The 14,540-nt window shown below is 49.3% G+C and carries 12 protein-coding genes and 1 pseudogene; 9 read left to right on the top strand and 4 right to left on the bottom strand.

Annotated features, from left to right (window positions below; all coding sequences use genetic code 11):
- The first annotated feature begins 127 nt into the window (after nt 1-127).
- Nucleotides 128-973 carry an MBL fold metallo-hydrolase gene (locus AC5I6P_RS00975; RefSeq protein ID WP_495691888.1) on the top strand — a complete coding sequence of 282 codons (846 nt, stop codon included), beginning with the start codon at nt 128-130 and terminating at the stop codon, nt 971-973.
- A 423-nt stretch (nt 974-1,396) separates the two neighbouring features.
- Here the strand turns inward: AC5I6P_RS00975 and AC5I6P_RS00970 are convergent, their stop codons facing one another.
- A complete protein-coding gene (locus tag AC5I6P_RS00970; RefSeq protein WP_495691887.1) occupies nt 1,397-1,531 on the bottom strand; it encodes a hypothetical protein in 135 nt (44 codons plus the stop codon).
- A 113-nt stretch (nt 1,532-1,644) separates the two neighbouring features.
- Here AC5I6P_RS00970 and recQ point away from each other — a divergent pair, with 113 nt between their 5' ends.
- The 3 genes from recQ to AC5I6P_RS00955 all read left to right on the top strand — a co-directional run bounded on the left by recQ (nt 1,645) and on the right by AC5I6P_RS00955 (nt 7,743).
- Complete coding sequence (gene recQ / locus AC5I6P_RS00965) at nt 1,645-3,897, top strand: DNA helicase RecQ (protein ID WP_495691886.1); 2,253 nt, start codon at nt 1,645-1,647, stop codon at nt 3,895-3,897.
- A 41-nt stretch (nt 3,898-3,938) separates the two neighbouring features.
- A complete protein-coding gene (locus AC5I6P_RS00960) occupies nt 3,939-6,632 on the top strand; it encodes a DUF3352 domain-containing protein (protein ID WP_495691885.1) in 2,694 nt (897 codons plus the stop codon).
- Between the two features lie 400 nt (nt 6,633-7,032).
- Nucleotides 7,033-7,743, top strand: coding sequence for a GAF domain-containing protein (locus tag AC5I6P_RS00955; RefSeq protein WP_495691884.1), 711 nt, complete (start codon nt 7,033-7,035; stop codon nt 7,741-7,743).
- Between the two features lie 257 nt (nt 7,744-8,000).
- Here the strand turns inward: AC5I6P_RS00955 and AC5I6P_RS00950 are convergent, their stop codons facing one another.
- Together AC5I6P_RS00950 and AC5I6P_RS00945 are read right to left on the bottom strand one after the other, a co-directional pair.
- Nucleotides 8,001-8,285 carry a DUF427 domain-containing protein gene (locus AC5I6P_RS00950; protein WP_495691883.1) on the bottom strand — a complete coding sequence of 95 codons (285 nt, stop codon included), beginning with the start codon at nt 8,283-8,285 and terminating at the stop codon, nt 8,001-8,003.
- A 69-nt stretch (nt 8,286-8,354) separates the two neighbouring features.
- The gene (locus AC5I6P_RS00945; protein WP_495691882.1) at nt 8,355-8,525 is read right to left on the bottom strand and encodes a hypothetical protein; all 171 of its coding nucleotides are present in this window, start codon (nt 8,523-8,525) and stop codon (nt 8,355-8,357) included.
- Between the two features lie 448 nt (nt 8,526-8,973).
- On the opposite strand from AC5I6P_RS00945, the gene AC5I6P_RS00940 reads away from it, so the two are divergent.
- The 5 genes from AC5I6P_RS00940 to AC5I6P_RS00920 all read left to right on the top strand — a co-directional run bounded on the left by AC5I6P_RS00940 (nt 8,974) and on the right by AC5I6P_RS00920 (nt 14,299).
- Nucleotides 8,974-10,899, top strand: a complete 1,926-nt coding sequence (locus AC5I6P_RS00940) for an AMP-dependent synthetase/ligase (protein WP_495691881.1) — start codon at nt 8,974-8,976, stop codon at nt 10,897-10,899.
- Between the two features lie 56 nt (nt 10,900-10,955).
- Nucleotides 10,956-11,405, top strand: a complete 450-nt coding sequence (locus tag AC5I6P_RS00935; protein WP_495691880.1) for a YlqD family protein — start codon at nt 10,956-10,958, stop codon at nt 11,403-11,405.
- A 220-nt stretch (nt 11,406-11,625) separates the two neighbouring features.
- A complete protein-coding gene (locus tag AC5I6P_RS00930; protein WP_495691879.1) occupies nt 11,626-12,948 on the top strand; it encodes a dihydrolipoamide acetyltransferase family protein in 1,323 nt (440 codons plus the stop codon).
- A 192-nt stretch (nt 12,949-13,140) separates the two neighbouring features.
- Nucleotides 13,141-13,515, top strand: coding sequence for a hypothetical protein (locus tag AC5I6P_RS00925; RefSeq protein WP_495691878.1), 375 nt, complete (start codon nt 13,141-13,143; stop codon nt 13,513-13,515).
- A 46-nt stretch (nt 13,516-13,561) separates the two neighbouring features.
- Nucleotides 13,562-14,299, top strand: a complete 738-nt coding sequence (locus tag AC5I6P_RS00920) for a DUF429 domain-containing protein (RefSeq protein WP_495691877.1) — start codon at nt 13,562-13,564, stop codon at nt 14,297-14,299.
- 29 nt (nt 14,300-14,328) lie between these two features.
- Here the strand turns inward: AC5I6P_RS00920 and AC5I6P_RS00915 are convergent.
- Nucleotides 14,329-14,540: pseudogene (locus tag AC5I6P_RS00915) on the bottom strand (hypothetical protein); the annotation flags it as partial.

Here is a 14,540-nt window from a genome sequence, read left to right as displayed (position 1 = left end):
GCTAATCGCTGGCAATTCATGGCACATTGGCTATTTTGTGTAGGGATAAGGCATTCGGTGCTAATGTCACTCTCCCGAATCCTATTCGTCCATTCAGTAAACGCCTGAAACCAGCCTAGAGTTAGATATGACCCAAATTTCAGACTTTTTGATTCAATTTTGGGGCGTCCGAGGAAGTATTGCTGTCCCCGGTAGCGACACGGTACGTTACGGCGGCAATACCTCCTGTGTCGAAATGCGGGTCGGTGGAAAACGCCTGATTTTCGATGCAGGAACCGGATTGCGGGTTTTGGGTAAGCAATTGCTCAAGCAAATGCCGGTTGAAGCGTACATGTTTTTCTCCCACTCCCATTGGGATCACATTCAAGGCTTTCCATTTTTTGTGCCAGCGTTCATTCCAGGCAATCGCTTCCACATTTATGGTGGCATCGCGCCGACTGGAGCAGGCATGAAGCAACGACTGAGCGATCAGATGCATCATCCTAATTTTCCGGTTCCCATGCAAGTGATGCAGTCGGAGATGAAGTTTACTGATTTGATGCCGGGAGATACTGTTCAATTAGATGACATCGAGATCGAAACAGGCCCGTTGAATCATCCCAACACGGCGATCGGATACCGGGTGACGTGGCAAGGAAAGACCGTTGTCTATGCGACGGATACTGAGCATTATCCCGATCGCATTGATGAAGATGTAGTGCATCTCTCTCGCAACGCGGACGTGTTGATTTACGATGCTTGCTACACCGACGACGAGTACTACGATCCGAAGGCGTCTAAAGAAGGCTGGGGGCACTCGACCTGGCAGCACGCCTTAAAAGTGGTGGAAGCAGCAGGCGTGAAGAAGGTGATCATGTTTCATCACGACCCGAACCACGATGATGATTTTTTAGACGCCGTTGAAGCGGAAGTCCAAACTGCCTATTCCAACAGCATCTTGGCGCGAGAAGGCATGATTGTGCCTGTTGTGTAGAAGATTTTGATGAGGCGAAATCGCGAACTAACGGTGAAGCTTAGCGACGGCAGATGACCTTTGCATCACCACGCAGGTCTTTCACCTGCCCGGTGGCAGGGGCAAAGTGCATCGTTACCCTTCTGCTGGCAAGTTGAGAGGATTTACAGCTTCAGCTAAGAGAAAATGACTTGGCGCAAAAACAACCTAGTGTAGCGTCACAGCTAATTAACATCGATTGACCAAGCTGCTTCATCACGCAGAGAATCGATATCACCCACGCGTCTACCACTCCACGTTCTTCTGACGGTTTTCGATAGGTCGCAGAACCATAGCCATACAATCGCACATTCTTCTCGATTGCCTATAGCTCTAGTAAACGGGCGAGAATTGTTTTAATCTCTTCGTGGTCTTCCGATGGCATAAATAGTTCTAGCTTTCTTTCTAGAACATTTTGAGGCGTGGTCGATCGTCAAACAAGTCTCTCAGCGTTTCATGCTGTTCCCAAGTGACCCCAGAAAGCAGAAACCGTTGCTCTTGAACCTGTGGCTGGGCTGCGATCGCTAGCTCTAAGTTCATAACGCCCTTTAATAACGAGTTGATTCTATTTTATTCCAGGCGTTCAAAAGCTAGAATAGTCTCCGTTCTGTCTGCTAGGACATTCTATTAGCAGTGCATTACAAGGATTATCAATGACTTCCAGCCTGTCGATTGCACCTGAATTTGTCTCGCTAGAGCAAGCACTGAAACATTACTTTGGCTACGACAGCTTTCGTCCTGGTCAGCGCGAAGTCATTGAGCGGGCCTTAGACAATCGCGATCAGCTCGTCGTGATGCCAACAGGCGGCGGCAAGTCTCTGTGTTTTCAGCTTCCCGCATTGCTGAAACCCGGTTTAATGATTGTGGTATCACCGCTGATTGCGCTCATGCAAGATCAGGTCGAACTGTTGCGCGATAACGGCATTGCGGCAACGTTCTTGAACAGTAGCCTGTCGGCAGAAGAGCGGCGATCGCGCGGTCGCGCGGTGATGGAAGGGCGAATCAAACTGCTGTACGTCGCGCCCGAACGGTTGCTCAGCGAGGACTTTACGAACGCCGTTTTGCCGCACATTCGCGATCGCGTGGGCATTTCGTCAATCACGATTGATGAAGCGCATTGTGTATCCGAATGGGGACATGATTTTCGTCCAGAATATCGGCAGTTGTCGTGTCTGCGATCGCAGTATCCAGCGGTTCCAATCATGGCGCTGACCGCAACGGCAACGGAGCGAGTCCGCGAGGACATTATTAAGCAACTCCAGTTACGAGATCCGACGGTTCTCGTTTCCAGTTTTAACCGTCCAAACTTGTATTACGAAGTGCGCCCGAAAGGAAAGACGGCGTATCAAGAATTGGTTAAACAGATCAAAGAAACTCCCGGTGCAGGCATTGTCTACTGCCTCAGTCGTAAAAAAGTCGATGAACTAGCAGCGAAACTAAAGCAAGACGGCATTGCAGCGCTTCCTTACCATGCTGGACTGAATGCAGAAACGCGAACCGAAAATCAGACGCAGTTTATTCGGGATAATGTGCGAGTGATTGTGGCAACGATCGCGTTTGGAATGGGAATTAACAAACCAGACGTTCGCTTTGTCATTCACTACGATTTACCGCGCAACATCGAAGGGTATTATCAAGAATCGGGTCGAGCGGGACGCGATAGCGAACCCTCGCAGTGTACGCTTTTCTTCAGCACGGCTGACATCCGCACCATTGAATTTCTCATTAGTCAAAAGGTGAACCCTGCCACAGGCGAAGCGTTAGAAGAAGAACAAAGAATTGCAACTCAGCAGCTTCGACGAGTGATTAACTACGCTGAAGCAACCGAATGTCGTCGGACGATTCAGCTTTCCTATTTTGGAGAAGAGTTTCCAGGTAACTGCGAAACCTGTGATAACTGCCGCTATCCCAAGCCGCTCGAAGATTGGACGATCGAAGCGCAGAAGTTCTTGTCCTGCGTGGCGCGATTTGCTCAGAAGAACCAGCATTTTGGGATTGGCTATACGATCGATGTATTACGGGGTTCGCGGGCAGAACGCATTCTTAAGAACCAACACGACAAGCTTTCAACCTACGGAATCGGACGCGATCGCACTCTCGAAGAATGGAGAATGTTAGCGCGATCGCTAGTTCATCAGCGTCTCATTGATGAAGCGGCAGACGGTTACTCGGTCTTAATGCTGAATGAATTGAGTTGGGAAATTTTACGGGGTCAACGCAAAGTTCAAATTGCTGTAGACAAAGTTAAACCAACACCAGTAGCAACGCCATCGATATCACTCGACACAAAAGAATCAGAAGAACTATACAACCGCTTACAACACTTGCGGAAGCGCTTAGCTGATGAACAATCGGTTCCACCTTATGTTGTGTTCTCCAATGCAAGTTTGCGGCTCATGGCGCAGCAGCAACCCCAGACTCGCGAACAGTTTCTCAAAATTTCTGGTGTTGGAACGCGCAAGGTCGCACAATACGGTGACGTATTCTTAGCAGAAATTCAAGAGTTTCGCGAAGAGAATGGATTACCCGTTGACGCTGATCCGATTCCAACGCCAAAGATTATTAAATTAGATGCTCCGATTGTTGCACCCGGCGCTCACGAAGCAACCTACACGCAACTGTACACGCTTGAGATGTTTCAGCAAGGCACAAAACCCGCTGATATTGCCGAGCAGCGAAACCTGCGGTTGACTACCGTGATGACTCATTTAGCAGAGCTTCTAGAGATGGGCTATGAGGTCGATCTCGATCGCTTAGTCCCGCGCTATCGCCGCGCAAAGATTCTAGAGGCGATTGGCAGCGTGGGTGACGGATCGCTCACCGATATTCGCGAAGAATTGGGTGAGGGCTATGGCTGGGACGAAATTAAAATCATGCGATCGTGGCATAGAAAAAATTATTCGTAACGAAAAGATTAGGTTAAAGTGGCTCTCAGATTGAAAGCTCTATGGCGTATTTCTGTCGCTTGCACTTTAACGATGACGGACGAATTATGTTGTTGCCTGTTTTGTCTGCGATTAGCATCTTCGGCGCAAACCCTGTCGCACAGGTTGTATCCCCTCCTCTGATCCATCCGATTGCGGAATCCGTTGCGAGCAAGCCTGCCACTGCGCAGATCGCAGTTCCTTTGAAGTTGCGCGAAGCACCAATCGCAAACCTGTTGCCTGACGATGCGATCGGTGTGATTTTGATCGATACCACTGCCGCAAAATGGGAAAGTCTCAGCAGATTTGGCTTCTTTCCAAAAGATTTTTCGTTTCCGAGTGCGCTCTACCCGGCTCCACTGAAAGTAAATTTCTACACCGATGTTCAGCCTTGGCTGGGTGAGCAGGTCGCCTACGTGTATCTTCCGGCGGCTCAGCCTCAACTCACGACTGTGGCGATGGTGAAAGATGCTGCTCAAAATTCTGCTTCCATCGCTCGATTTATCGATCGCGTCAAAGCTTCTCGGGTCAAATCCGTCAAAGAGCGGCAGTACAAAGGCGTCACGATTTTAGAGTGGGAACCTGAAAATCCGCTCGACATTTTAGACAAAGACCTAAAATCATCTCCACTAGAGCCGTCCCAGCCATCGCCGCTCAACGTGCAGTCTGATCTCAAAACACCAATAGAGCTTCTGCCACCTAAATCAAAATTAACGTCAGACGTTCTATCAAATTCTTTGTTTGCTCCTAAAGGGTTCGCGATCGCGGTTCTGCCCAATCACATCATTAGCTCAACCTCGCCCGAAGCCGTCCAGCAGATTATTGACGCTCAAGCTGCCAACAAAGTTTTATCTAATCTGCCTGCGTTTCAGCGCACAATGGCGCGAAAGCAGACGGCGAAGTCTCTCATGGTTGCATACGGGGACTATGAAAAATTCTATTCCGCCATTCTGGCTTACGATTTAGCTCTACTCCAGAAGTTTTCTCCCGGACTTCAGCTTCCCCAACTGTCTAAAGAATCGCTCTCGGGTGGTGTTTACGATGCGATCGATGGTTATGTCTGGGCAGAACCCGACGGACTGCATCTTCAAATGGGATTTAACTTGGTAAAGCCGATGCCAACGGCGGCACAGTTTACTACGCCTAATCAAATTCTCGGGCAGCTTCCACCAACAAACTACATGGTTTCCAACAGCCGAGGGCTGTCTACACTTTGGAAAGCCTTCTCGCTCGTGTTTGAGACGCAACCCACGCTGAAGCCCAAGGTGGAGCAATTTCGGCAGTTTAGCCAAAGCCTGATTGGGCTAGACGATCGCGAGATTTTTTCGTGGATGGATGGAGAATATGCCACATTTGCCTATCCGACTCGTGAAGGGTTCTTGCCTGCATCTGGGCTAAATCTAGATCTCGGAGTCGGATTCATGGTTCAAACCAGCGATCGCAAGGCGGCAGAAACCGCCCTCAATAAGCTCGATCGATTTGTACAAGGAAAATTTGGCAAAACGTTTGTCAATACTCAGCCAGGGTTTACCACTTGGGATTTACCGTCCAGTAAAAAAAGCGTGTTGACGCACGGATGGGTCAAGCCAGATACTTTAGCGCTGTTAGGTGGCGCACCCTTATCTGAAGTAGAGGTCAAACCCAATCGAACCCTACTGCAATCGTCAAATTTTAAGGCTGCGATCGCGCCCCTACCAACCAACAATACTGGCTATTTCTATGTCAACGGGGGTGCATTTCTAACATTGGTGAATAACTCCATTCTGCCGATATTTTTTGGCACAAAGCCAACGCCTTATCTAGACGACCTCAAAGCGACGTTAGGGAGTATTCGCAGCATTAGCGGAACAACGTCGATCAATACAGAACGGGTGCAGTCTGACGGGTTTATGGCACTGGCAACCACGCGCAAAGAGCCAATCTCTAGCCGCGAACTGGTGGAGTTAGGACAACAAAAGCTAGATAAAGGAGACGCCGCAGAGGCAATTCATAACTTTACTCGGGCGCTAAAAGCCGAGCCAGAAAATGCTGACACCTACGTACAGCGAGGAGATGCTTATCAAGCAGAAGCTCAGAAAGAACTTCCTTCCGAGTTGCACAAACTCGCGATCGCAGACTATACCCAAGCGATTCAACTCAATTCAAAAAATGCCGCCGCCTACCGTGGACGGGCGAGAGTTCAAGAGTCGCAGTTTGCCTATGAAGCCGCTTTAGCAGATCTGGATCAAGCCATTCAACTCGAACCTGATGCCTTGGGAGTCTATACTCTGCGTGCAACTTTTCGAGGCATCGTAGAAGATTACAGAGGCGCGATCGCCGATGCGGATCAAGCGATTCGTCAAGATGCATCTGATAACGATGCTTACAACATTCGCTGTTATGCCCGTGCCCGTGAATCAGGCGACTTTAAAGCGGCATTACCAGACTGCGACACGGCGATCAACTTGAATTCAGACTCGGCTGCCAACTACAGCAGTCGTTGTTATGTCAGAGCAGGCTTGAAAGACAAAAAGGCGTTAGAAGACTGCGATCGCGCGTTTGAACTTGAGCCAGACTACGCCTATAACTACGAAGATCGGGGACTTGCCAAGGCGTTACTTGGAGATCAAAAAGGGGCGCTAAAAGACTTGCAGCAGGCGATAGAAATCTACAAAAAACGAGGCGATGCGATTGCTCAGAAACGAGTTGAAAAGGCAATCCAGACGATCGGTAGTTAAGTGTAGATAGTCAGAGACAATCAAAACACATTGTAAGTAAAAGGTAAGTAAAAGCACCTTAATCACATTAAGCAACATCACATTTTCGACTCGTTTCCCGTCTCGACCGTTAGGGTCATATATAGCAGTCAAATTTGAGTCGTGAACTCCTTCAGCCTCCTTGCGGAGCGTTGCGCCGCAGGCGTCCTCTGCCCTTCTCTCGCACGAGAAGGGCAGAGGACAGAACTCTTGCATTTCATGAGTCATATGGGATTGCTATGGTACGAGATTAAACTCAAGTGGGTTGCCCTGCTCAGCCTCATTTAGGTAGTGCAAGGAATGGCTAGTTTATCCATCGGTTAAGCGACAAACCTTGCTGGCAACTGCAACCTCGGTTGTTGGACAAACAGAGACTCATCCTATGGAAGCACGAAAACCTGATCAGGAAGCTGCTAGGCTTGAAGCCCTGAGGCAATACCAAATCTTAGATACGCCCTCAGAACAGGCGTATGATGACTTCACCTTATTGGCCTCGTTCATTTGCGAGGTTCCAATCGCCCTCATTAGTTTAGTGGACGCGGAGCGGCAGTGGTTTAAGTCCAAGGTAGGCTTAGAGGTGAATGAGACCGCTCGGAATATTTCGTTTTGTGGTCACACCATCTTGAGTAACGAAACATTAGTGGTGAATGATGCCCTCTGTGATACACGGTTTGCGGATAATCCTCTCGTCAAATTTGACCCATCGATTCGCTTTTACGCTGGCGCACCGCTGATCGCCCCCGAGGGACACGCTCTTGGTTCTCTCTGTGTCATCGATCGCCAACCGCGAGAGTTGTCAGAGCTACAGAAAGCAGCGCTGGAGGCACTTGCACGGCAGGTCGTCGCCCAACTAGAGTTGCGGCGCGTCTCTGCAAGACTGGCTCAAGCGCTCAACCAAATTAAGCTGATGGAAGGGTTAATTCCTATATGCTCCTATTGCAAAGGCATTCGTGATGACCAAGGCTATTGGTCAACTGTTGAGAAGTTCATTAAGCAGCATTCAGACGTGGAATTTACGCACGGTATTTGCAATGAGTGTCTGAAAAAGCATTTTCCTGAGGTTGCAGAAATCTTGCTAGAAGACTCTAAATGAATGAAGTTTAGGAAATCTCTACCTTAGACCTTAAGCTGTATGAAAGCATAAGGCTGAGAGGGAGTTCTGTCTCCACTACCAATGATGAAGTAGGAAGCTCTGCTCGCGATCGCAGAAGGTCAGCCGCAGGAGCCGCGTAAGGGTACAGCACGGCTATGCCCTTACCAACCCTTTATCTGTAGCGAGTACTTTAAATTGCTATCATTTGCCATATTCGCTACAAAATCTGCTGCCACCAGATGTCAGCAACAGGCAACCTACTTCTCGACCTTCACTCCTTTCCAAAACGCAATATAGCCTTCAATATTCTTAGCGGCATCTTTTGCCGACGGATAGTACCAAGCCGCATCTTTATTAACCTGCCCGTCTACTACCACATCGTAATAACTCGCTGTGCCCTTCCACGGACAAGACGTATGCGTACTACTGTCCTGAAAGTACTCGCTCTTAATCGCATCTGGTGGAAAATACTGATTTCCCTCAACGACCTCGCAGCGATCGCTCTCAGCTAAGACGGCCCCGTTCCAAATTGCTTTCGGCATTGTTCTGTCCCTTTCTAAAACCTATTCAGAAGAAGCCTAACGAATCTCAACCCCTGTCTGCAACTTAAATTATTCTCCTTGCGGCACATAACATGCCCAATCGCTCCAGCGAAACACTTCTGCCGCACCGCATACTACCCGCTCTGCGGGTAGGTTTGAATAGTAGGAGATTGCATTGACGATCGCGATCGTGCTGATCATCACCACAACCAACCCAACCTTATTTAATTGTGTTTCCATACGTGCCCTAACCCTTGTTTATTCCTGGCGCAACTCCAGAAGAATTGCGTGCGCTCATCCTTGGGGGGCATCATTGCAGAGATCGCGGCTTCACTTAAAACGAGAAATGCTGAACTCTTAACGTTAGAACAAGGGGCAAGTTCAGTCTTAAGTTCAATAGACAAATTCAGTGTTTACTCTGACATAGCAGGCGCGGTAACAAAAGAATCTTGTGTAGAATTTACGTAGACTTCAGAATTAAGATCAGATTCCTCTTACAACTTAATAAAATACTCAGTGCTATCACTAAGCTAGAGCGCTCTCAATTCGCTGAATCTCTCAATAAAAATTACATTGCGCATCGTTGCTACAAATTAAAGCCACAATAAATTCTGTCCCTCCGCGCCGTTGTTAGATTTGAGGGCAGAATACCGTTAAATTACCGATTCATTCTCCAGGAGCTTGTGTCATGAGCCGTGCCCCCTATGCCCCTACCAATGTTCCAAGCTTGGAACAGTCTCCCTATTTTCAGGTGCGATCGCTGCCTGAAATGTGGGCGATTGCTGCACAACGGTTTGCCACAGTAACAGCGGTTCACGATCCGCACAGCAAGCCAGAGGTGAAGTTAACTTACGCCCAGCTATACGAGCAGATGCAGCAGTTTGCTGCAGGCTTACAGGCGTTGGGCATTCCGGCAACACAAGAAGAGATTCCGACGCGAATTGCGTTGTTCTCCGACAACTGCCCGCGTTGGCTCGTTGCCGATCAAGGCATTATGCGATCGGGCGCGGCGGATGTGGTACGCGGCGCACAGGCAGACCGGGAAGAACTGCTGTTTATTTTGAAAAATAGTGGCGCGATCGCGCTAGTCGTTCAAGATCTTGAGTTGCTCAAGAAACTTCGTCCGAACCTCGACGATCTGCCGCTGCAATTTGTGATTTTGCTCTCTGACGAATCGGCTGCCGATGATGAACTCAAAACACTGAGTTTTAATGACGTTCTGGATCTCGGTAAAACCTACCCTTTGCAGCCGGTTCAGCAGTCCCGCGATACATTAGCGACGTTAATGTATACGTCCGGAACCGGAGGAATGCCGAAGGGAGTAATGCTGACTCACGGCAACTTTCTGTATCAAGTGGCGGCAGCGGCAACTGTCGTTCAACCTCAAGCCGGAGAGCGGGTTCTCAGCATTCTGCCAATTTGGCACTGCTACGAGCGGGCGTTTGAGTATTTCATTTTTTCTAATGGCTGCACGCAGATTTACACCAATATTCGGTTTGTTAAAAAAGATTTAAAGGACTTCAAACCGTCCTACATGGTTGGTGTGCCTCGCCTATGGGAATCGATTTACGAAGGAATTCAGAAACAGTTTCGTGAGCAACCAGAGAACAAGCAAAAATTAGTCAACTTCTTTTTAAAGAATAGTCAGCGCTACATTGAGGCACGGCGAACTGCAAAAGGATTGAAATTAAACAAGTTGGATGCATCAGGTGCAGACCGTGCCATCGCTGCCCTCAAAGCCGCTCCTCTTAAAGTCATTCACGAATTGGGCGATCGCTTGGTCTATCAAAAAGTCCGCGACGGTCTTGGCGGACAATTGGTATTTGTTGTCAGTGGGGGCGGCTCGATCGCCGAACACCTCGAAGACTTTTTTGAAATTGTGGGAATTGAAATTCTCGGGGGCTATGGTTTAACCGAAACCTCGCCTATCACACATGTACGTCGAACGTGGCGCAATGTTCGCGGAGCAGACGGCGAACCCCTACCCACCACCGAAACCCGGATTGTCGATCCAGAAACCCGCAAAGATCTTCCCGTGGGTCAAAAAGGACTCGTTTTAATTCGGGGGACGCAAGTGATGAAAGGGTACTACAACAACCCAGAGGCGACAGCGAAAGCGATCGATGCAGACGGCTGGTTTGATACAGGCGATCTTGGAATGGTGACACCGTTCAGCGATCTGGTCATTACCGGACGGGCGAAAGATACGATCGTGCTGACCAACGGCGAAAACATCGAGCCGCAGCCGATTGAAGATGCCTGTCTCAGGAGCGCTTACATCGATCAGATCATGTTAGTCGGACAGGATCAGAAAGTTCTGGGCGCTCTGATTGTGCCGAATATGGAAGCATTAGAAAAATGGTCGGCTGACAGCACCGGCCTTAACAGCGTTGACCTCAACAGTGCCGCCGTGCAAGAGCTTTACCGACAAGAATTAACCCGATTGGTTAAAGAACGTCCCGGATATCGAGCCGACGATCGCATTGGTCCTTTCCGCCTTTTATCCGAACCCTTCACTGTTGAAAATAACCTCCTGACTCAAACGCTGAAGATTCGCCGCAATGTTGTGATGGAACGCTACCAAGGTATGATTAACGAGATGTTTTCACCGTAGACTGGGACATCGGAAACCCAATTTCCACGCCCCACGCCCTTACACCTGAACTGCATATGGAAATCTCTAAATCGCATTTGCTGCTCCAGCGTAATGTCAACGTTAAAGCGATCGTCACCCCACGCTGGAAAGACGAAGCCCAACAGCAACTCCAAGCGCAACTCAACCAGTTAGATGGTCAGTTGCAGCAGCTAGACATGCAGCTTCAACAAGTCCTATCGGAAGTTCAACGGCAAGGCATTCAACCGCCTGGACCAGACGCCATTCAGCAGATGGAAGGCATCAAAATGCAGTTCAACCAGCGCAAGAGTGAACTGCTTGAGCAGAAAAATCAAATTTTGCAACAACTCCAGCAGGTGCAGATGTTGGATCTGAATCAGGAAGTGGTTCAAGCTCAGATTGGAAGCGTCTTTCGGATTGAACCGGGAGATAATTTGATCGCAAAAATGGATGTAGAGGTCGTGCTGCGCGACGGCATCGTTGAAGAGATTCGAGGCGACATTTAAACTGTCTTGCCTACACTGCTGCGCACTGTAATCCATCGTTGTTCTGCTCCATCGCCTGCCGCATTTCATAACCTCTGTAATGCACGCCTCTCGCTGCTGCTTCTAGTTGTAGCCTGCGGTTCAAATTCTTGACCCTAATCCGATAGAATTTGATCTGCAAGAGGCGTATCTGTTGTGTGTCCTTCACTACTTCCCGCCGACCTACTTCTAAGCAACTCCCATGATTCACGAGATTTTCATGCCCGCGCTGAGTTCCACCATGACCGAGGGAAAAATTGTTTCTTGGGTCAAGTCTCCGGGCGACAAAGTAGAAAAAGGCGAAACTGTTGTGGTGGTTGAGTCGGATAAAGCCGACATGGATGTGGAATCTTTCTACGACGGCATTTTAGCCGCGATCGTCACTCCTGCTGGAGAAGCGGCTCCGGTCGGGGCTGCGATCGCGCTGCTGGCTGAAACCGAAGCGGAAGTCGAAGCGGCGCAACAGCAGGCATCTGGTGGCGGTGAAAAACCAGCAGCAGAGCATCAGTCGGCAGCCGATCAAGAGCAGGTTGCCGTGGTGGAAACAGCCGTGAGCGCAAATGGCAACGGAAGCAATGGCAGCAGTCCTGTCCGAAGCGATCGGATCGTCGCCTCTCCTCGCGCTCGCAAACTTGCTAAAGAGTTCAAGGTTGACCTGGCAACGCTATCGGGGAGCGGTCCTCATGGGCGGATTGTGGCAGAAGATGTTGAATCAGCAGCAGGCAAAACTCCTACTTCAGTTCCCGCCTCGGCTCCAGTTCCCGCCGTTCCAACCCCAACCGTCGCTGCACCTGTAGCGGCAACGGCTCCCGCTCGTCCTGCACCTGCGCCGATTGCGGTCGCCGTTCAACCGGGTCAAACTCAGCCTATGACCACGCTACAAAATGCCGTGGTTCGCAACATGATGGCGAGTTTAGAGATTCCCACGTTCCACGTTGGCTACACGATCACAACAGACAATTTAGACAAGCTGTATAAGCAACTCAAGTCTAAAGGCGTAACGATGACGGCACTATTGGCAAAAGCCGTTGCTGTGACGTTGCAGAAACATCCTTTGCTATATGCCAGCTATGTTAATCAAGGCACTCATTTCAACGCAAGCATTAACGTTGCGATCGCGGTTGCAATGGATGATGGTGGACTGATCACGCCTGTATTGCAAAATGCCGATCAGCTAGACCTCTATTCGCTCTCTCGTAACTGGAAAGATCTTGTCGATCGCGCTCGCGCCAAGCAACTTCAGCCTGATGAATACAGTTCGGGAACCTTCACCATCTCTAATTTAGGCATGTTTGGAGTCAGTTCCTTTGATGCCATTCTGCCCCCAGGACAAGGTTCAATTCTTGCGATCGGTGGATCGAGTCCGCAAGTTGTGGCGACAAATGACGGTCTACTTGGCGTTCGTCGGCAGATGCAGGTTAACATCACTTGCGATCACCGGATCATTTACGGTGCAAATGCTGCCGCCTTCTTAAAAGATCTCGCGAAACTAATCGAAACCAATCCCGAATCGCTGACGATGTAGTCTGTCAGAGTAATCGGGTCAAATCACTTGAATCAGCCTGAGAGACGCATCGATGCGTCTCTTTTTTTAGCTCTATTTCCCAGGAATCAGACAAATGGCTCATAACTTAAATGTCTTGTCACTACCGTCTTGAAGCCAGTGCAGTAAGATCAAAGCAGTGAATCACTTTATAGGCAGAATTGGGACAAGCTTATGAATTCTGATACGGTTGTGCAACTGCTGCAACGGGGCTTTCGCGTCACCCTTGGGGCAACGGCTTCCCTTGTCGAAATTCTTCAAGATCCTCAAAAACGAGATGCGAATCTTACCAAACTGAGATTAGACCTCGGCGAGTTAACCCAAGAATGGGCAACCAAAGGCGAAGTGACCGAACGCGAAGCCCGCAATTATGTCGATAATTTTATGGCTGAGCGACGGGCGGTGAGTGGTCCAACAACAGTCACGACAACCGCAACCGAAGTACCGCCAACGTCAACCGAGGTGCAATTGGAACTGCAAGAATTAACCGCGCAGCTATCTGCGATTCGGGCAGAGGTAGAACGTTTGAGACAGCAAGAAAATCACTAGTGGCTTAACCGTTGCGCTTCGCGCTAATTGCAGATAAACCTACAGCATGATGAAGTTCATTGGCGTCGATTTGGGCTGGAGTTCAAATCCGAGTGGGTTGTGTTGTTTAGAATTGCACGGCGAGACTCTAGCGTTGGTGGATCTTCGGCGAGAGAAGACGTTTGACGACATCTTCAGGTGGATTGACCAGCAGGTTCCCGATCCAGATGCTGCCATGATCGCGATCGATGCGCCTATCCTCATCCCCAATCAAACCGGGACGAGATTGCCCGATCGTCTCGCTCACCAATTCTTCGGGCGTTATCATGCGGGCTGTTATCCTGCTAATTTGGGTTTGCCGTTTGCCGCTCGGACGGTTGGCTTTGGTTTAAGTTTAGAAGCGCGTCAATTTGTTCATGCGCCTGAGATTACGCCTCAACAGCCAGGGCGCTATCAGATTGAGGTGTTTCCGCATCCAGCGATGATTCATCTGTTTAGGCTGGAGCGAATTATTAAATACAAAAAGGGAACCGTGAGCGATCGCAGAGCCGGGCTGATGAAACTCCGTCAACACCTTTTAGAAGACTTGCCCCAATTAGAACCCAAATTGGATCTCCAAGATTTGCCCGAAATTCCGCTGAAAGGCACGGAGATGAAGGCGCTGGAAGATCAGTTGGATAGTCTTGTCTGTGCTTACGTTGCTGCGCACTGGTGGTACTGGGGCTTAGAGAGAAATTTGGTGTTAGGAGATCGCGAGGAAGGCTATATCGTGGTTCCGGCTCCGCAAAGAACGACCGAGATTTAGAGAACAACGCCTCTAAATCTCGGTTTAATTCAAGACGCGAGTGGCGGCTTGGACTGCAATTGAGATTTGATTAACGGCATTTTGGGAGATAGAAAGAAGCCGACTAAACTGGCAAAAAGAATGGGTGTAAAGGGTGTAAACCCAGTTAGCTTCGTGAGCAGTAATGTTGTGCTGATAGGAGTCCGAGCTGCTTGACTGACAAAACTAAGAAGCTGGAAAGCTAGTGAGGACGGTGAATTCA

This window comes from Myxacorys sp., assembly GCF_059501405.1.
Note: the sequence above shows the minus strand (reverse complement) of the source record. Positions and strands in the feature narration are given on the sequence as shown.

Coding starts and splice junctions, on each gene's coding strand:
- AC5I6P_RS00975 (WP_495691888.1), top strand. CDS start 128: ATGACCCAAATTTCAGACTTTTTGATTCAATTTTGGGGCGTCCGAGGA.
- AC5I6P_RS00970 (WP_495691887.1), bottom strand. CDS start 1,531: ATGAACTTAGAGCTAGCGATCGCAGCCCAGCCACAGGTTCAAGAGCAA.
- recQ (WP_495691886.1), top strand. CDS start 1,645: ATGACTTCCAGCCTGTCGATTGCACCTGAATTTGTCTCGCTAGAGCAA.
- AC5I6P_RS00960 (WP_495691885.1), top strand. CDS start 3,939: ATGGCGTATTTCTGTCGCTTGCACTTTAACGATGACGGACGAATTATG.
- AC5I6P_RS00955 (WP_495691884.1), top strand. CDS start 7,033: ATGGAAGCACGAAAACCTGATCAGGAAGCTGCTAGGCTTGAAGCCCTG.
- AC5I6P_RS00950 (WP_495691883.1), bottom strand. CDS start 8,285: ATGCCGAAAGCAATTTGGAACGGGGCCGTCTTAGCTGAGAGCGATCGC.
- AC5I6P_RS00945 (WP_495691882.1), bottom strand. CDS start 8,525: ATGGAAACACAATTAAATAAGGTTGGGTTGGTTGTGGTGATGATCAGC.
- AC5I6P_RS00940 (WP_495691881.1), top strand. CDS start 8,974: ATGAGCCGTGCCCCCTATGCCCCTACCAATGTTCCAAGCTTGGAACAG.
- AC5I6P_RS00935 (WP_495691880.1), top strand. CDS start 10,956: ATGGAAATCTCTAAATCGCATTTGCTGCTCCAGCGTAATGTCAACGTT.
- AC5I6P_RS00930 (WP_495691879.1), top strand. CDS start 11,626: ATGATTCACGAGATTTTCATGCCCGCGCTGAGTTCCACCATGACCGAG.
- AC5I6P_RS00925 (WP_495691878.1), top strand. CDS start 13,141: ATGAATTCTGATACGGTTGTGCAACTGCTGCAACGGGGCTTTCGCGTC.
- AC5I6P_RS00920 (WP_495691877.1), top strand. CDS start 13,562: ATGATGAAGTTCATTGGCGTCGATTTGGGCTGGAGTTCAAATCCGAGT.